Below are 17268 nucleotides of genomic sequence, written 5' to 3'. Positions count from 1 at the left end.
AAGTCAATTCTACTTTAAATCATAGCAATCATGAAACTTAAAAAACACGTTTTTGCAGCATTACTATTTTTCTCCTTATCGGGCGGTGCGTATTCGCAAATGATTACGAACGATCCTATCCACACTGTAATTACAACCATTATCAAATTCTTCCAAGAACCCAGCTTTGTACAATTGGTGGGTAATGTGAAGAAATTGGTTCAGATCAGTAAGTTCATACGTCAAGTTGGAAGGGGTGTAAGCTTGGCTCAGGAAGCGACGACTACATTAAAGCTGATCAACAACTATGGAGCTGCGCTTGCTGCTGACAAACACATATTATCATCAGAATATAGCGTGATATCGAAAGACTTTACGAGTTTTTCTAAGGAAGTGGCAAATATCACCAAGGATTTAGCCGAAGTCGTGCAACAGAAAAACTCTACGATGGATGATGGTTCAAGACTTGATGGAGTGAACAAAGCTTCCGAAAGACTGCGCAACTTAAATTCGGAAATTAAGTCATACGTCGGAAAGATAAACTATATCTCACAACGAAGGGCATTCGGTATGGACGATAAAAGTGCCACTGCGCGTCTTTACAAGATTGCCAGTAATGTATCAGGAGAAGGTGGAAGTGGCTTTTCCGGTGTTGATGAGTTCCCAGGTTATACATTCGGAAACGAATATGATAATGAAGAAGTCGATTTTGACATTGAAAAAAAGATGGCTCAGGAGGCTGCCATGATTCAACAGCAACTTTATCAGGAGTTTAATAATAAACTTCAAATTGCCGAATTAGAGGCTCAATCGCTTGCAAACATGCGAATACCAAAAACAACTGAGAACGGCTTCTATGCAATAAAAATGAGAGAGGGAGCCTGTCCAATGGTTCCTACTCCAACTGGAAACGGTACATTTTTCGGGACGACGATGCATTATGATTCAACGTCCGGGGTAACGGTGACTACTCAATATGAAGACAAAGGGAAAGATGATTTCAAGAAAGCTATGGCAGATTGGGAATACCAAATGGAGGAAATATGCGGGCCACTTTGGGAAGCTTACGAGAAAGGAATTGATATGCAGCGCAACATGCTTGTGCAGGAAACGGTAGCTCCGCTCAGAGATCAGTACACAAAAGAAATGAATGAGAAAATGACCGCAGCCGAAGCCGCGATTGCAGAGAAATATAAAGGGCAGTCCACGACAAAAATTAAAGAGAAAGAATAGCCCCTTCTCTAACATACACCATTAACATTGATCATCATGAGCACATTTATGCTACTGGCTGACAGTTTCGGCAGCGCCGATCTATTGAGAGTAATAGATTTAATGTATACGAAGCAGGTAGCTGACAATACTTACGGTAGTGCTATTGGTACTGAGCTAATGGCCGCATCCAGGGGAATTGCTGGAATCGCTGGCCTATTTTACATTGGTTCAAAAATATCCGGTCAGATTGTAAGGAACGAAGGAATCAATTTTATCCCCCTACTCAGGCCATTTGCCTTAATGATCTTAATAGGCTTGATTCCAGAGATTACTAATTTAATAGATGCAACGTTTAAGAAAGTTGCTGTTGCTGCACAAGCGGACAGTGAGTCAGTTAAGCAAAGAGTTGCTGAATTACAGAAAAAAAGGGAACAAGCTGTTAAAAAGAAGTGGCAGCAAATAGAAGAAAATGAAGATGCATATAACATGGAATTTGGGGAGCCGGAAGACGATATGTTTAAATCAGTCAGCAAGGCTTTTAATATTGCAACTGGAAAAATGGCAGATGATTTCAAATCAGCTTTATATGATTTCACACAAGCCATACTCGCATTGCTGGGAGATATTGCATACATAATCCTGTATTTGATCTCAGCAATCTATCGTATAATACTAAGAGTTATTGCTCCATTAGCCATTGCTTTTGCCATTTTCGATGGTTTATCCAACAACGTAATTGAATGGTTTGGCAAATACATTAACTATGCCCTTTTGCCGATGGTGGCTGGAATATATCAAAATATCGCTGTCACTCTAAACATGGGGTTTCTGGATGAAATGATGATTTCTGGTGATATGTCGTCCACGCTTCCAGGACAAGATCCATTTGCCTTTGGCCTAGTTTACACCGGAGTCCTTATTATCCTTTTGGTACTCTACACACAAATACCATCCATTACAAACATGATAATGGTTGTCGGTGGATCATCCGGGATGATTCAGGGACTTACTGGAAAAGCTGCTGCTGGTGGCATGGCTGCAAAACGGTTCGGAGGTATGAGAATGGGCGGTGGTTCAATGGGTGCTGCTAGTATGGGTGGAGCTGGACCAATGGGACCAGTTGTACAGCAAGCAGGAGCAACACGCGGTATGGGTAATATAATGGGATCAAAACATAATGATAGTGGTAGCCAAAATGGTGGCGGCTATCCATCAGGAAGATCCGGATCTTTTTCGGCCAAGCCAGCACCAAAAACAGCAACAGTTAGCTAATGAAAAAACCATCATTATACCAATCGTATCTCCGAGTACAACTGGAAGCGATAATTATTACAATTCTTGCTTTCACCTTGACTATCGGATGTTTAGCCTGGTGCTACAAATATTACGCAGACGAAACAGCAGTGTTCTATGTGCATAACCGAGGTGTCACTATACAGGTGTACGACGAGACAAAAAATAGAACTGAGATCATCATTCCAAACATCAAAAAAATAAAAAAATGAATGAGCTATTAAATATGGAGAAGGGGCATCAACGGAACAGACTACTGGTAATTACAGTGATCGTTGGTTGCATATTAATTTGCATTGTTTCGGTAGTGCTCGCTTTTAAACAAGTTCATGATTCAAGTAATCGGATATACGTGATTAACAGAGGTGTTGCACTAGAAGCGTTTAGCGCAAATGTATTAGAAAACCGACCTGCAGAAGCAAAATTCCATGTAACTCGCTTTCACGAGCTGTTTTTCACTTGTCCGCCTGACGCAAGGTCAATTGAAGCGAACTTTGTTAAAGCTTCCTTTCTAGCAGACGAATCTGCAAAGCGAACTTTTGACAGATTAAAGGAAGATCAATTTTATCAAAAGTTGATTCAATCAAATACAAATCAGAAAGTTACAGTTGAAAGCGTCGATGTAGACTTGAAAAAATATCCTTACACGGTAAGGACAATTTTTAAAATAACCCAAGAAAGAGCAACCAATAGAAGTACCCGCATATTGGCCTCAGAAGCAACCTTGGTTGACGTTACACGATCAGAGGTGAATCCCCAAGGTTTCCTTTTAAGAAACTTTACAATTACTCACAGAAGTGATCCTAAGGAAGAAAATGTGGGAGCTGTCAGGTAAAAAAATGTCTTCAAAAATTAACCCTGGTTGAACAATGATTCTCAACAATTTTAAAAGAAAAGATAAAACACCGGCAGACGAGAAACAGCTATCTGGTTATCAGTTAGGTTCGACTATCCGTGAAAAGATAGATGCCCAATTCCAGATAACAGGAAACAAGCTAAATTCTTGGCAGGACATAATTGGAAAAAAAACGACAAGTGGAATTGTCATTTTCTTGTGGGTTACCTCCTTCTGCTACTTCTTATATTCTATTTTATCAGTAATAATCAAACACTAAAATGGCAGCAACTACCGAAATAAAGGCTGAAAAAGCTAAGGCTCTTTCGAAGCCATCGAAGCACTTATTCATGATACTCCTACCCCTTCCTTTTCTAGTTGGAATAGGTATTGTCGGCAACCAGCAAGGATGGATTGGAGGTCCCAAACAAGAAGTAAACAAAGAAGTAGGTCTGGATCTGGCCATACCGGATGCAAAAGTTAAAGAGTTGAAGAAAGACCAGAAGTATGATGCAGCAGCCAGTTTACCGGGAGATATGCAGCCGGTTTCTGGCCTGGGAATAACGCTAGATGACAATGCGAACATCAATTCCCGCATGATGGCAGGTGACAATAATAACGTCAGTGGATTGGAACCGAACACCAAAAGTGATGTCGAAAATTTTGCAAAATCAATAGGGGCAGAAAATAAAGGGGCTGGCACTTTGAGTTCAGAAGACATGAAATTGACCAGCCAGCAAAGAAAAAACAAGGTGAGACAAAGCAGTATCGCGCAGCAAAAAGCCTACAATCGAGATGTTAACCGGACAGTTAACAATATGTATAACAATCCTGCTGCTGAGCGAGAAGAAAGAGCTGAGAAGGCACGAGCGATCAGAGAAGAAGAACAACGACTTAAAGCAAATGACAAACTGCTGGCCATGCTAGATAAGCAAATGAACCAACAAAACCAGCCGGTGCAGCGGCCTATGAATGTTTCCCAAAACGCAGTTCCAAGAAATTATTCTACTGGAAGAAATAAAGGACAGAATACTCAAAGCAGTGATGAATATAGTGTAGAAGTTAACACTTCTTCAATCGGAACAAATGGGAGAGAAGGTGGAAATGGATTTTACGGATTGAACGGCAGTAAGGTGAAAAACAATCGACCATCAAAAGTTAAAGGATCTATCCGGGCCGTAGTACATGGTGACGGAGATGGGATTACAGTAACGAATGGTTCATCAGTTTCTATCCGGATGCAGGATGAAACCAAAATTATGATAGAAGGAGAACCATTAATCCTGCCACAAAATACTTTGGTATACGGAATCGCCCGAATTACCGGAGATCGTATAGATATATCCGTTAGCACAATTAGAGTAAATAACTTCATCTACAATGTAAGCCTTGTAGCTTATGATTTGGATGGCCGCAAGGGTTTGTACGTTCCTGATATGAGAATTAAGCAACAAGTAAATAACTCACTTGCACAAAGCTCGACGCAAATGATGTCTCCTTCATATGTAATGGGCGGGTCGGTCGCACAACAAGTTGGAGGTCAGCTCGCCAGTCAGGGCGTTAATATGGTGATGCAAACAGGTAGAAATGTGCTTCAAAGAAAGATGCAGCAGCCAAAGGCTCAGGTAAGACCCAACTACCAAATTCTGTTAAGGGCGGGTAAAAACAACGAAGAATCTGAGACGGAAGAAGAAACTGATTCTGAGATCATTGAGTAAAAAAACATCAAAAATTTAGCAAAATAGAAATCAATAGTCATGAAAAAAATACTTTCAATTGTACTCATGCTAGTTTTGAGTAAAAGCGTAATTGCTCAGGATAATGCGCAGATAGTGAGCGATTCACTAGATTCACTGATACCAAACAGTTTATCAAAAAAGAGTAACTTAAAACCAATAGTAATTGACCCCCACCCTTTCATCTTGCCGATTGCAAAAGCATCGGTAAGAGGGAGCTACCCTGTCGAGCTATCATTTAACAAGACTACTCACATAGTGTTTCCTAGTAAAATAAAAGATTTCGATGCCGGAAGTGACGTTGTAATTGCTACAGTTCCGGAAGCTGTGCTCAATGTTCTTCGTGTTAAAAGTGATGTAAAGGGCTTTGTGGAAGAAACAAATATGACAGTTCTAACAGAGGATGGAGGACTTTACAGTTTTTTAGTGCGTTACAATGAAAACCCAGCGGTGTTCAACATTAATATTTCAAACAATATAATCGCTGATTATGAAGCTACGAAGGCATTAGGAATAGGTGCTGGTTCGAATAGTTCTCCAAATACTTATGTACTTGCGGAAGGCAATTATGTAGAAGAAGCATTGAAGGCTTCCTCTCAAAAAGTTGTAGATAAGAAGAATTTCATCCGGCATGTGGGGGCCAAAAAGGACAATTTTGAAGCTCTCGTAAAGGGTTTATACCTTGACAATAATAATGTACTGTTCATGAAGCTTCAACTCCGGAACAAAAGCTATATGCCTTATAAAATTGATTTTATCAAAGTGTTTGTCAGAGATAAAAACTACGTCAAGAGAATGGCTGTACAAGAGGAAGAAATTAAAACTTTAATGTCTTATCCAATTACTCCTGACCAGCTAAACGGCTACTCAGACATTGACAAAGTCATCTCATTCCCCTATTACACACTCGCGGATGGTAAAATACTAGAAATTGAAGTCTATGAAAAAGCCGGTGGCCGCCATGTAAAGTTCCAGTTGGACAATCAGACATTACTTCAGGTAAAAAATCTATGATCATGAAATTGATAAAATTCACAATATTATTTTTGTGCCTTTCGGTTACTTATGCTTTTTCCCAGGTACATGTTAAAGGCAGTAGATTCTTTGACATTGCAGCAGGTACTGTTGATGGCATTGATCATAACCTTAAAAATGACAACTCAGGTTTTTGGGTATCACTTGGCACAGGTAGATATAACAAATTTGAAAATTCTTGGAGGTGGAACTTAGACTACTTGCAGAAGACGTATGTGTTCAGCCCTGATGGACTTAATACTGGAACAATCCCGGTACGTCATTACAGTGTTCAATTTGGACATGGCTTCAAGCTTATCAAAAGCAAAAGAAGAGTCTTTTATCTCAATGCCATTCCCCAGTTACTTGCTGGTTATGAAAGTGTTAATAACAATGTTAGCGTAGCCGGTAATTACCACATAAACAACAAGAATAAATTTCTGATTGGTGGAATGGTCGGAATAGAAATTGAAATAGAACACTTTACAATCCAGGCAAAACAGCGCTGGCTCCCTAAGTCAAGTACAAAGATATTCCACACCCAGCTGGGAATCGGTTACCGTTTCAATAGATAGTGTAAACAATAATTCGAGCTATGAAAAATTTAAAATATATGTTCGCAATGTTCTTCGGGATAGCGATACTGACAGGATGCGAAGGACAATTAAGCCTAACGCCAATGGAAGATTACGGTGCAACGCCAGGCTTTCCTGAATACAACTTTTCTTTTCGGGCAATGGATGCGAAGCTGGGCCGGGATACAAGCTATGTCGTAATACCAACAGACACAATTAGCAAAAGTAGAGTTACCTTCCTTGAACTGTACTTAAAACAGCTTACTTTCAGCAAAAATGTAAATTATAAAATAACCTATCAAGTCGATGAAGGTACTGACGCTAGCTTGGTATACCGGTCGCAAGAAATAAGAGCGAATGACTGGCTCAACGTGACAACATCGAATTTTGCCAAAGACAAACTATATATTCGATTCATTCCCATAACCCTTGGGCAGACATCAGTAAGCATTACCTGTACTGACGATGCAAAGAAGTCAAAGACCTTTAAAAAGACCTTTTTTATAGTCAAATAAAGACTTAATTTTGACTTACGAATGTTAAATTTTAAGAGGTTTAATTTTTCGCGCCCCAATACCCTGTCAGGTTTGGGGCACTTTATAATCTCCCCTACCCTACTTAATTTGCTAGTGTTTTGTGCGCCGGCACCAGGTGTGGCCAGCTGAAAACCTTAGAGAAATTGAAGATTTTTGACCAGGATTAAAATTTTCTTAGGCGCTGATTCACTGATCAGGCCGGGAGCTAGGGAAGTTGATTAGCAAATGCTTAGGCTTTTTAAGAAAGATTACATGTAGTATTCCCGACAACGGGTATTGCATTGAAGGGCTTCGGACCAAGTGCTTCAAAAAAATGAAGTTTTGCGTCAATAAACAGCTATATCACGGCGATCATCATGTATTAACCTTCCAAAAGCCGCCAGAAATCCGACTTTGAAAATGAATTACATGTAGTATTTGCGACAACCCTCCTAAAATTAGGATAGGTGATAAATTAAAATGAAACAGCTGGCCGGATCAATAACCAGATTTAAATTTTTCAAGTAAAAACAATGAAACGTTTCTCGCTAAGGATCAAAGGTTAGCATCTTATAAAACGGGTTACATGTAGTATTTCGGACAACCCATTCTTCTTCTGACATTGTGGTTAATATGGATCACATCAGGAGCCGGTGCTCGCTTAGGAGCAATGGACATCATCTTCTTAAAAGCTTACATGTAGTATTTCGGACAACCTATACACTGCATTTCCGTCTAAAACCCGTCCAAACATGACGCTAAGATTTGCGTACAGAAGGATCATGCTTTAGAGGTTTTTCTTACAAATGGGCGGAAATATACGCTAAGCAACTAACTATTTAGTTTTGGCTTTCTCAATGGCCGCAAACCATTCCCTCTAAGATCCGGGTCGGCATTAAAGGAGTATTTACCCAGCCGGTTGATATGAGCAAAAGGCGCAGGAGAGATAAACTCGAAGTCATTTTCATCAATCTGGTATCCTTCCTGGTGTAATTGTTTGATAACTTCTTGTATATAAACCGTGTTCCAGACCAGGACAATATTGGTGATCAGGTTCAGGCTCCTGACTACTTTTTGCTGTTGTTCTTGCTGTTTTCGGCGTACAACCCCATCACCGCCAAACCACAGGTAAAGCCTTAGGTTGTGCAGCTGCTCCCCTTTGATCAGCTGTGTGTTTATCTTTCTTCGCAAAGGCATACTAAGCAGGTATTTAAGGATAAAAATGGTTTTTATCAGTTGCCCATAGGCCTGCAAAACGTACATCAGGTTATTTTGGCGTGGGTAAGATTGGAGTTTGGATATTAACAATGAAGCAGTTACCCGTCCTGATTTAATAGAAGCAGCGACTTTGAGTAGTTCATCAAAATGTTGTTTGAGATAGTCGGGATTAACGCGACCGGTGAATTTCAAAGCAGGGTATTCCCATTCCCTATCCTTGATTTTACACAGCCGCTGATCTTTTATGTCCCGGATCCTTGGACAAAAATCCATTCCTAATAAGTCAAAGAGGGCAAATATCAAGTCCGAGTAGCCCGACGTATCAGTGGTGTGTTCGAGTATTGTCAAATCGGTTTGGTTACCTATGATTTCGTCCAGTACATAAGTAGCGTCCCTTTCGGTGGACGAAATGCTCCGGCTGCCATACTGGCTGTACTGATCAGAGGTATGCGTATAAAAGGTAATTCCCTTCCCGTACCCAAAGTAATTGGGGAGCGCCTTCGCATTCCGGACTTTGCCACTGGTCGGGAAGCGCTGCCCGTCCGAGGATGAAAGTGTGCCCCCGCCCCAATAGCCGCTCAGCCATTGCTGGTAGTGAAAGTTAACAAGTGTATCGTTGGCTTTTTTAAGATTATCTTCTGAGAGATAGTTATTGCTTGTCCACCAAAGTGATTGATAATCAATCTCGCATGAGCGGGCTAAATCCGTTAAAGGAATATTGCACCCGGCGGCAAAAACAGCAGCATATAAAAGGGACTGGTGCTCCTGGTTACGCGGCTCGTTTTCCAATCCGTGAAGATGCTCGGAAAAATTCACCCATGCATCCACTTCTTTAATTATATCTGTGATGTTGACTTTCGGGAGCCGTTGATTGATTTGCTCCCGGAGTGCTTTTGCTGAAAGCGGGACATCTTCTGCGGGCAATGCCGGAACTACCAGGATGCCTTCTTCAAGCCGGATTTCCCCGCCCGCATTCAGGAGCTCATCCAGCGGTTTTAACAGTGATTCCAGTTCCTGTAAGCGGTGATCGATACGCTCGGTGGGCACAGCAGGCATTGACATTTGACTGCAAAAATCCTGTCGTAGCAGTTCCCACTGGGCATTTGAAAGAAGCAGCGAATTGAAATCGCCATATTTTCGGGAGATATTAACAAATACATCTCCCGAACGGAGCCGGTCCCGCAAGTTGGCCATGGCACATAATTCGTAAGGCTGGCGTTGCGGAGAAATTTCCGGCAGCTGCTGATCATTTTCAAAAACCAGTTTGTTCCAGGAAGGCGTTATAAAATCAACCGGCGCGTCATCAGGCAATTTTCTTCTTTTGCCGGTTTGCAGCTCGGTCAGGATATCAAGCACGTTCAAAAAGCCGTCTTTGGAATGGGCAATTTGAAAGTCAATGGTTTTAAGCAGGTTAGGGGTAAATTGTTTTAAGGTTGCATAATAATTGTTCAGATAATATAAATAGGTCTGTCTGGCAGGGCGAAGAGCAGATCCGGTTACTAATAGTGCCTCCCTGAGCATTTCCTTTGGGTATATTTCAAAAATATATGTCCGCAGCTGATCGTCCGTAATAGTATCATTGATGATAATGCTAACAGCCTGGGACAGGGTTTTCATCGCCTCGTTCTGTGATTTAAACAAGGTTTGCTGATATGCGTCCAGCTCCTTTTTTGAGCCATTGACAATATGCTCCCAATAATCATCAAACATTTCCAGCACTTTGTCATTGGTATCTATCAGGCTCTCATACAGGAAGCAAATTAAAATCGGGTACCGCCTGGTAGCGCTCATTCTCAGCAAATACTTATTAGAAACATTCCTGGCAATTTGGGCCAGTCTTTTTCTACGGTTCAGGCTTATCACCGATAAGTCCCACTGATGGACGTTTAATGATTTTAAAAAATTGATCTTTTCCAAGGTCTGGTTAATAGCCCTGGGCGTATTGCTGGTGGGAACCTGGCAAAGCCACCGGTGCAAAGTGATACCGCGAGTACCATCCAGCTCTACTATTTGAGTCAGCCTGGTCTTCATCTCTTCGGTCAGTAGCAAACCAAGCCTACGATAAGTTTCCTGGTGCAGCTGTTCATCCAGGCTCCCGACAACCCTTTCCAATGTCCCAATGGACGGCCTTAAAATTTTCTCCTGTCCCAGTTTTAAACATACTTGCTGCAGCAATATCGGCTCGTTGTCATGTTCCATCCCTTTATTGAGCAGCCATGGCAAAAGCCATATTTCATCCAGGGGTTGCCACCGGCGGAACTTTAAATATTTTAGTATTATACCCAAATGTTCTGTTCTGGTAGCATCCCTATGGCCGTATAGCGCCAATAATTCGATACCGGAGTTCAATTGCCCACTTATCGTAGCAGCTACATTTACTGGAATCTGATCTTGCCATTTATCCGGAAGAAAGCCCATGAACCGGATAAGGCACATCTGAAATGCAATCCCTAACCGGTTATGCTCCCCCCTGAACGATTTAAGAAAAATTTTGTTTTGCTGTGTAATTTGAAAAAATTGCATCAGGTCATACTCCGATATTTCTGCCGGTACCTTCTCGTACCGCTCACGCTGGGATTGGTTTAAAAATAGCGATGCCATAAGGAAAATGGGTTATCAAAAAGGGTATCAAAATTCACCCCGTCTGAAGTAGGTTTAAAGCCTGTTTTTAAGCGTTAAAAAGTATATTTGTAAAGGATTTCCTTTTTGATAAGCAATTAAATGAAAAAGAATAATCAGCCCAAACGGGTTGCGCTATATGCAAGGGTATCGACCCTGGACAAGGGACAGGACCCACAGACCCAACTGGGGCAGTTACGGGACTATGCCCAAAGGCGTAGCTTCGAAGTGATGGGAGAATTTATCGATCACGCTTCCGGAACAAGCCAGGACAGGGTCCAGTACAAATTGATGATGGAAGCAGCCAGGAAGAGAAAACTGGATGTAGTCCTGGTTTGGCGGTATGACCGCTTTGCCCGCTCAACCCAGGCACTGGTCAATGCCATGAAGGAATTTCAAAGTATGGGTATTGATTTTATTTCCTACCAGGAGAATATCGATACTACCACGCCGACCGGCGAGCTGATATTTCATGTGATGGCTTCCCTGGCACAATTTGAGAGCTCGCTGATCAGCCAGCGGGTAAAAGCCGGCATGGCCAGGGCAAAAGCACAGGGGAAACGTATTTCACGGCCACCATTGCCTATCCAACAGCAACAGGAAATTTTTAAACTACAAAAACAAGGGCTTTCGATGAACAAGATTTCCAAACAGCTCGGAATTGCTTACGGGACTGTGTATAATTATATCGGTAAACTAAAAACATAGTTCCTTAGCGTATGTTTTCGCCCATTTGTAAGAAAAACCTCCTTTAGAAAAATATTTTATTGAAATCTGCTTAGCATTAAAAACTTCTAAAAGTCAGAGATCTCAATTATCATCTTAATATTTACAGCCGATTTTATCGTCTGCACCGGGCTTTACGTGTTTGAGGTTGAAATCTATATCATATTTGATTGCAAATGTCACCAGAGCGACAATATGAGCCTTTAAAAACAACATCGGATCGTAAGACAGATCCAGTATTAGCAAACTGATCCACATGCAACTTAAAAATCCGGCTGATATCCAACTTAAAACAAAAATGCATCGGCCTCCGGCGTCTATTTTCCTTTCCATGATACAAGTTTTAAAATTCAACTAAATATAATACAATAAAATGTAATATACAATATATTGTAATAGTGAATTTTAGCTTTTTTAAAAATATATTCCTTTGGTAAGTTTCGTTACTGAAAGAAAAATCAACCAACTATGTTATTAGTTCAAAAAGTTTCACATTTCTTTCTCCCATTTGTTCAAATAATTAAATCATGAGCGATAGCGAATACCGCTTTTCTTTTTTCTTTTTATAATTTTTATAATCAGTATATAATAATGATGTAGTATTCTGGACATACCCCCCTCTCAGTTCGCTGGAAACCCAATAAATTGAAATTTCTTACATGTAGTATTCTCGACAACCGATCTCTAATTTTATCTTACATGTAGCATTCTCGACAACCGCCAGAATTTACATGTAGTATTCTCGACAACCAAAATTGGTTAGATGTAGCATTCCCGACAAGCCCCTGGCATTACATGTAGCATTTACGACAGCCTATTTTATATTTTCTGTGGATAACTCCGGAAAATCAGCCCTTACATGTAGTATTTCCGACAAGCCAAAATCAAGGCACGGTTTTATTGTTGGCATTTTTCCATACTTTTGGAATTATTCCAATAATACACATAATTAGTAATACAGTAAAGTAGCATTAGCAATGGAACTAGAATCTACTATCAACTCGCGGTCATTAGAAATCATCTCTTGCATGAACATGCAATTTGAGTTTTACCTTCCATATTTTGAAGGCTTGAAAGCCGGTTTTCCAAGCCCAGCAGCCGACTTCATTGATGTAAATATAGATTTGGTCAAAGAGCTGATAAAAAATCCTTCTAGCACATTTTTAGGAAAGGTAAAGGGTGATTCTATGCAAGATGTAGGAATATGCGATGGAGATATCCTTATAATAGATAAGAGTTTAGAATTTGAAAATAATTGCATTGCAGTTGCTCACATTAATGGCGAATTTACTGTAAAGCGAATTAGAAAAGATAAAAATTCGCTTTGGCTCGTTCCTGCAAATGAGAAGTATAGCTCAGTCAGAATTGCAGTTAATGATGAATTTGCCATTTGGGGGATTGTTGTCAAAATAATTAAAGACGCAAAAAATGTTCGCATTAATTGATTGTAATAATTTTTATGCATCGTGCGAACGTGTTTTTAGGCCAGAGCTGAACGGTGTTCCAATTGTTGTTTTATCAAACAATGATGGCTGCGTTGTAGCTCGCAGCAATGAAGCAAAAGCATTAGATATTCCAATGGGCGCACCGGCTTTCGAATATGAAAAGATGTTTGAAAAACATGGCGTTCAAGTCTTCTCTTCCAATTATGCTTTATATGGCGATATGAGCGCCCGTGTAATGACAATTTTAGGCGCTTTCTGCCCAGACCTGGAAGTTTACAGCATAGACGAAGCATTTCTCAGCTTCGACGGGTTTAAACATTTTGATCTCCAAAAAATTGGTATCGAAATGAGAAAGAAGGTGCAAAAATGCACCGGAATCCCGGTTTCAGTGGGATTTGCTCCGACCAAAGCACTTGCTAAGGTTGCCAATAGAATTGCAAAAAAATTCCCGGAATTGGGTGGTGTCTACATCATCGACACCGTTGAAAAATTACAGAAGGCAATAAAATGGTTAAAGATAGAGGATGTCTGGGGAATTGGCCGACAGCACGCTAAAAGGCTTAATGCTCAGGGCATAAGAACAGCCCTAGACTTTACATTAATGAGTGATGCATGGGTCAAAAAAAATATGTCCATTGTTGGCCTGCGCCTAAAAAAGGAGTTATCAGGGATTCGGACTCTTGAACTTGATGAAATATCAGATAAGAAAAGTATTGCCTGTACCAGGAGTTTTGACAAGAACTACTCAACCTACGACGAAATAAAAGAACGTATCGTTACTTACGCTACAATCTGTGCTGAGAAGCTCCGGAAGCAAGATTGCTGCTGCAATGTCCTTCAAATATTTATTGTAACAAATTTCTTTCGCCAGGACCAGCCACAATATAGCATGAGCATTTCTGTTGATTTACTCCCAAGGATTTTGCTAGATTATTTCGAGGCGATTACCTGGCGACTTTTTTTGGTAACCGCACGTTTCCAGACATTTTCGCCTACTTTCTCACCCAGGTAGGTGCCTTGCTCAACGCCGTCACGAAAATGTATCCCGCCATAAATACGGCTGATGGAGGCATTCCAATAAGCTTCCTTAAATGATTTGAAGGACTTAATCCCTTGCCCATATTTCTTTTCCGTTGTATCAGTGAACGCTACGTTGTCACCGATCAAATGCGTAAGAACTGTTCCACAGGCAGCTGAGATAACGCTGTGGCCACTTAGGGGTAAACTAAAGAAAGGGAGAAAAACCGTCATGACTTTTACGTAGGTTTTTTCTCCCGGCATAATTCGGTACATTCAATTCTAAGCGGCTGGTTCCTGAATGCTAAACAAGAAAATCAGGTTGTCCGAAATGCTACATGACGATTATTGAACCTTTACCTTGACTTTCGAAAATACGTAAAAAGTTTCCGTTGCAATTTGCCGGCAGCGTTCGTCATATTTAGCCGTTTCCTGTGGTTTTCCATCGAATTCTTTTGGGTCGTCATAAGGAATAGCCACCCGCGAAGAAGCTCCTTTTACAATAGGGCAAGCATTGTCTGCCTGGGAGCAGGTCATGATTGCGCAAAAATCGTTTTGAGGGTTACTGGGATCATCATATTTTTTGGAGAATGCTTTTAATGGTTCTGCGTCGGCTGCGTATCTCACTTCATAAAGAGGGTTTTTGTCTTCGGATGTTTTAGTGATCTCAAATCCAGCCCGGGTGCATGCAGCAACAGCTCTTTCGTTGAAGGCACGGGACTCAGTTCCTCCCGAGAATGTTTTAACCTTTGGGATATCATAATAAGCAGCAGCTGTCGCCGCCCAAATTTGACCGAAATGGCTACGTCGGGAATTATGTGTGCAAATATATGTGAGTTGCACCGGCTCGGCTGCATTCACTTTATTCTGTATAAAAAGGGCTATTTTGTCTAACTCTGCTTTTCTATCCTTAGGGATTCTGGAAAAATCTGATTTGACTTTGTTTATATAAGTTAACAAGGCTTGATTGATAGCTACCTTTTTACCGGGCTCAGCAGCATGAATAATGGCAGTCGGTAACAACAGCAAACACACAATTAGATTTAAAAGTTTCATATTGATTTTAATTTTAAAATGCATCGATTCAATCGTAAATATACGATGAGAATTTTCATTAAAATATTAATCGTTTTATTGCAATGAATAAATCTATTTATACCTTTGGGCATGGGAGTTACAAAGACACAAGTTTTTACGGATAAACAAAACCGTATCGCTGATTTAGCCAAAGCGCTTGCGCATCCTGCGCGCATTGCCATCATTCAACATCTTTTGAAAGAAAAATCCTGCGTTTGCGGTGATCTGGTGGAAGTTTTACCACTTGCTCAGGCAACAGTATCACAGCATTTAAAAGAGCTAAAAAATATCGGTATCCTTCATGGAGAAATCAATCCCCCCCGTGTTTGCTACTGTATTAATGAAACTGTTTGGCAGGAAGCCAAAGCGATTTTTGGTGAAATTTTTGAAACTGAGATTACGCAGCAATGCTGTAATTAAGTAATAATTGTACTTATTTTCTTATGTTTAGTTCAATCGTAATATAGCAATGAATAACTTAAATCCAATGAACCGGGGTGCGTTAACCTGGCAAGCCTTCAAAAATACACTTTTGGAAAATCCGGATAAAATCCTCCAATTCCAATATGCAGAAGGTCAGTATGTAGATGCATCTTACCACATTACTGAAATTAAACAGGCTCCGATTGTATCTGTCGATTGCGGTGGAGTCATGAACGGCTGGACAGAAATTATTGTACAGCTTTGGGAGCCATCAGTAGCTGAGACGGACCGCGCTATGAAAGTAAGCAAGGCGCTTTCAATTGTTAATTTAGTAGAAAAATCACTGCCACTTAATCCGTTGGGTGTAGTAAAAATCGAATTTGGCAATTCTAAATTTGACACTCGCCAAATGTATCCATCAGATTTTATTTCGGAAACAGATTCGTTTACTGTAAATCTTTCAGCAGACTTTACACAGTGTAAAGCAATAACCAGGGGGCAAAGCTGTGGCACAACACCGACAGGTGAAGAATGCTGCACACCTGCAAACAACGCGGTGGCTGATGTAAAACAAGTGCAAATGCTTGAAGTGGTTGGAGCTGAAAATCAAAGTTGTACGCCTGGTGGTGGATGCTGATAATGATTTGTTCCCATCAATATGATCACAATTCGAAATTTAGAACCTGGTGACTGGCCTGCCGTTCGTGATATTTATGTGCAGGGTATCGCTACCGGCGAAGCCACACTTGAAACCAGTGCACCCGAGTGGTCGGCCTGGGATCAGTCCCATGTAGCACAGCACCGTTTTGTGGCACTTGCAAACAGCGGTGAAATTGCTGGCTGGGCAGCCTTGACACCTGTATCCGGAAGGTGTGTTTATGCCGGAGTGGCCGAAGTGAGTGTTTACATCGGGAGTAGTTTTCGGGGACAAAAAATAGGTGATACACTTTTAAAGCACCTTATCCTGGACAGCGAAAAAGGAGGCTACTGGACACTTCAGGCAGGTATATTTCCTGAAAATGTTCCGAGTATTAAGCTACATGAGAAAAATGGTTTCCGGGTGATCGGGTACCGCGAGAATATTGGAAAAATGAAAGGGGTATGGCGTAGTGTCAACCTTTTGGAAAGAAGAAGTAAAGTAACAGGCATAGATTAAGCTACAATGAAAAAAATATTAGTGCTCTGCACCGGTAATAGCTGTCGGAGTCAGATAGCCGAAGGTTATCTCAGAAAGTTTGCAGGAGATAAAGCCAGCGTATATAGTGCAGGGGTTGAAACTCATGGTGTTAATCCCAAAGCAATTACCATCATGGCCGAAGATGGGATTGATATCTCAGTCCACACCTCTAACAACATCGATGAATACAAAGACTTTGACTTTGATTTTGTGATCACAGTCTGTGATAATGCAAAAGAGCGGTGTCCGTATTTTCCAACAAATGCGAAGAAATTCCATCATAATTTTCCGGATCCCGGAAAAGCTACCGGCAGTGAAGAGCAAATAGCGGAGCAGTTTCGTACTGTGCGTGAAATGGTCAAAACGTATTCAGAAAATTTTGTCAATGAGAATCTTTAAATATA

The 17268-nt window shown here is 40.9% G+C and carries 17 protein-coding genes; 14 read left to right on the top strand and 3 right to left on the bottom strand.

Going from position 1 to position 17268, the window contains the following annotated elements; translation table 11 throughout:
- Positions 1-30 precede the first annotated feature (30 nt).
- The 7 genes from FEM33_RS10135 to FEM33_RS10105 all read left to right on the top strand — a co-directional run bounded on the left by FEM33_RS10135 (position 31) and on the right by FEM33_RS10105 (position 7162).
- Entirely contained in the window at positions 31-1212 is a 1182-nt protein-coding gene (locus FEM33_RS10135; RefSeq protein WP_139011950.1) for a hypothetical protein, read from the top strand.
- Between the two features lie 36 nt (positions 1213-1248).
- Positions 1249-2466, top strand: coding sequence for a TraJ family protein (locus tag FEM33_RS10130; protein WP_139011949.1), 1218 nt, complete (start codon positions 1249-1251; stop codon positions 2464-2466).
- A 229-nt stretch (positions 2467-2695) separates the two neighbouring features.
- Complete coding sequence (gene traK, locus FEM33_RS10125; protein ID WP_138484432.1) at positions 2696-3322, top strand: conjugative transposon protein TraK; 627 nt, start codon at positions 2696-2698, stop codon at positions 3320-3322.
- Positions 3323-3603: 281 nt separating this feature from the next.
- On the top strand, positions 3604-5040 hold the full coding sequence (gene traM / locus FEM33_RS10120) for a conjugative transposon protein TraM (protein WP_139011948.1): 1437 nt from the start codon (positions 3604-3606) through the stop codon (positions 5038-5040).
- A 39-nt stretch (positions 5041-5079) separates the two neighbouring features.
- Positions 5080-6072: a conjugative transposon protein TraN gene (gene traN, locus FEM33_RS10115; protein ID WP_139011947.1), complete on the top strand. Its 993-nt coding sequence runs from the start codon at positions 5080-5082 to the stop codon at positions 6070-6072.
- A gap of 2 nt (positions 6073-6074) precedes the next feature.
- Entirely contained in the window at positions 6075-6647 is a 573-nt protein-coding gene (locus FEM33_RS10110; RefSeq protein WP_161597092.1) for a conjugal transfer protein TraO, read from the top strand.
- Positions 6648-6667: 20 nt separating this feature from the next.
- Entirely contained in the window at positions 6668-7162 is a 495-nt protein-coding gene (locus tag FEM33_RS10105; RefSeq protein WP_139011945.1) for a hypothetical protein, read from the top strand.
- Positions 7163-7993: 831 nt separating this feature from the next.
- Here the strand turns inward: FEM33_RS10105 and FEM33_RS10100 are convergent.
- Complete coding sequence (locus tag FEM33_RS10100) at positions 7994-10981, bottom strand: Tn3 family transposase (protein WP_139011944.1); 2988 nt, start codon at positions 10979-10981, stop codon at positions 7994-7996.
- A 120-nt stretch (positions 10982-11101) separates the two neighbouring features.
- Here FEM33_RS10100 and FEM33_RS10095 point away from each other — a divergent pair, with 120 nt between their 5' ends.
- From FEM33_RS10095 to FEM33_RS10085, 3 genes are all read left to right on the top strand, one after another.
- Positions 11102-11707, top strand: a complete 606-nt coding sequence (locus FEM33_RS10095; RefSeq protein WP_139011943.1) for a recombinase family protein — start codon at positions 11102-11104, stop codon at positions 11705-11707.
- Between the two features lie 995 nt (positions 11708-12702).
- Positions 12703-13170, top strand: coding sequence for a LexA family protein (locus FEM33_RS10090; protein ID WP_139011942.1), 468 nt, complete (start codon positions 12703-12705; stop codon positions 13168-13170).
- The gene (locus tag FEM33_RS10085; protein WP_139011941.1) at positions 13154-14182 is read left to right on the top strand and encodes a Y-family DNA polymerase; all 1029 of its coding nucleotides are present in this window, start codon (positions 13154-13156) and stop codon (positions 14180-14182) included. Before FEM33_RS10090 ends, FEM33_RS10085 begins: the two co-directional genes overlap by 17 nt.
- Here FEM33_RS10085 and FEM33_RS27155 read toward each other — a convergent pair.
- Positions 14101-14421 carry a phosphatase PAP2 family protein gene (locus tag FEM33_RS27155; RefSeq protein ID WP_229214184.1) on the bottom strand — a complete coding sequence of 107 codons (321 nt, stop codon included), beginning with the start codon at positions 14419-14421 and terminating at the stop codon, positions 14101-14103. The two genes, FEM33_RS10085 and FEM33_RS27155, sit on opposite strands and share 82 nt — an antisense overlap.
- Positions 14422-14532: 111 nt before the next feature.
- On the bottom strand, positions 14533-15243 hold the full coding sequence (locus FEM33_RS10075; protein ID WP_139011940.1) for an arsenate-mycothiol transferase ArsC: 711 nt from the start codon (positions 15241-15243) through the stop codon (positions 14533-14535).
- A 111-nt stretch (positions 15244-15354) separates the two neighbouring features.
- On the opposite strand from FEM33_RS10075, the gene FEM33_RS10070 reads away from it, so the two are divergent.
- Genes FEM33_RS10070 through FEM33_RS10055 form a run of 4 tightly spaced genes read left to right on the top strand, consistent with a single transcriptional unit; the run spans position 15355 to position 17263 of the window.
- The gene (locus FEM33_RS10070) at positions 15355-15684 is read left to right on the top strand and encodes an ArsR/SmtB family transcription factor (protein WP_139011939.1); all 330 of its coding nucleotides are present in this window, start codon (positions 15355-15357) and stop codon (positions 15682-15684) included.
- Positions 15685-15733: 49 nt separating this feature from the next.
- Positions 15734-16324, top strand: a complete 591-nt coding sequence (locus tag FEM33_RS10065; protein ID WP_139011938.1) for a DUF6428 family protein — start codon at positions 15734-15736, stop codon at positions 16322-16324.
- A 21-nt stretch (positions 16325-16345) separates the two neighbouring features.
- Complete coding sequence (locus FEM33_RS10060; RefSeq protein ID WP_139011937.1) at positions 16346-16843, top strand: GNAT family N-acetyltransferase; 498 nt, start codon at positions 16346-16348, stop codon at positions 16841-16843.
- Positions 16844-16849: 6 nt separating this feature from the next.
- The gene (locus tag FEM33_RS10055) at positions 16850-17263 is read left to right on the top strand and encodes an arsenate reductase ArsC (RefSeq protein ID WP_139011936.1); all 414 of its coding nucleotides are present in this window, start codon (positions 16850-16852) and stop codon (positions 17261-17263) included.
- Positions 17264-17268: the final 5 nt, after the last annotated feature.

The organism is Dyadobacter flavalbus (genome assembly GCF_006149045.1).
Taxonomy (GTDB): domain Bacteria; phylum Bacteroidota; class Bacteroidia; order Cytophagales; family Spirosomataceae; genus Dyadobacter; species Dyadobacter flavalbus.
This window is presented reverse-complemented; position numbering and strand designations above follow the sequence as displayed.

Coding starts and splice junctions, on each gene's coding strand:
- FEM33_RS10135 (WP_139011950.1), top strand. CDS start 31: ATGAAACTTAAAAAACACGTTTTTGCAGCATTACTATTTTTCTCCTTA.
- FEM33_RS10130 (WP_139011949.1), top strand. CDS start 1,249: ATGAGCACATTTATGCTACTGGCTGACAGTTTCGGCAGCGCCGATCTA.
- traK (WP_138484432.1), top strand. CDS start 2,696: ATGAATGAGCTATTAAATATGGAGAAGGGGCATCAACGGAACAGACTA.
- traM (WP_139011948.1), top strand. CDS start 3,604: ATGGCAGCAACTACCGAAATAAAGGCTGAAAAAGCTAAGGCTCTTTCG.
- traN (WP_139011947.1), top strand. CDS start 5,080: ATGAAAAAAATACTTTCAATTGTACTCATGCTAGTTTTGAGTAAAAGC.
- FEM33_RS10110 (WP_161597092.1), top strand. CDS start 6,075: ATGAAATTGATAAAATTCACAATATTATTTTTGTGCCTTTCGGTTACT.
- FEM33_RS10105 (WP_139011945.1), top strand. CDS start 6,668: ATGAAAAATTTAAAATATATGTTCGCAATGTTCTTCGGGATAGCGATA.
- FEM33_RS10100 (WP_139011944.1), bottom strand. CDS start 10,981: ATGGCATCGCTATTTTTAAACCAATCCCAGCGTGAGCGGTACGAGAAG.
- FEM33_RS10095 (WP_139011943.1), top strand. CDS start 11,102: ATGAAAAAGAATAATCAGCCCAAACGGGTTGCGCTATATGCAAGGGTA.
- FEM33_RS10090 (WP_139011942.1), top strand. CDS start 12,703: ATGGAACTAGAATCTACTATCAACTCGCGGTCATTAGAAATCATCTCT.
- FEM33_RS10085 (WP_139011941.1), top strand. CDS start 13,154: ATGTTCGCATTAATTGATTGTAATAATTTTTATGCATCGTGCGAACGT.
- FEM33_RS27155 (WP_229214184.1), bottom strand. CDS start 14,421: ATGACGGTTTTTCTCCCTTTCTTTAGTTTACCCCTAAGTGGCCACAGC.
- FEM33_RS10075 (WP_139011940.1), bottom strand. CDS start 15,243: ATGAAACTTTTAAATCTAATTGTGTGTTTGCTGTTGTTACCGACTGCC.
- FEM33_RS10070 (WP_139011939.1), top strand. CDS start 15,355: ATGGGAGTTACAAAGACACAAGTTTTTACGGATAAACAAAACCGTATC.
- FEM33_RS10065 (WP_139011938.1), top strand. CDS start 15,734: ATGAATAACTTAAATCCAATGAACCGGGGTGCGTTAACCTGGCAAGCC.
- FEM33_RS10060 (WP_139011937.1), top strand. CDS start 16,346: ATGATCACAATTCGAAATTTAGAACCTGGTGACTGGCCTGCCGTTCGT.
- FEM33_RS10055 (WP_139011936.1), top strand. CDS start 16,850: ATGAAAAAAATATTAGTGCTCTGCACCGGTAATAGCTGTCGGAGTCAG.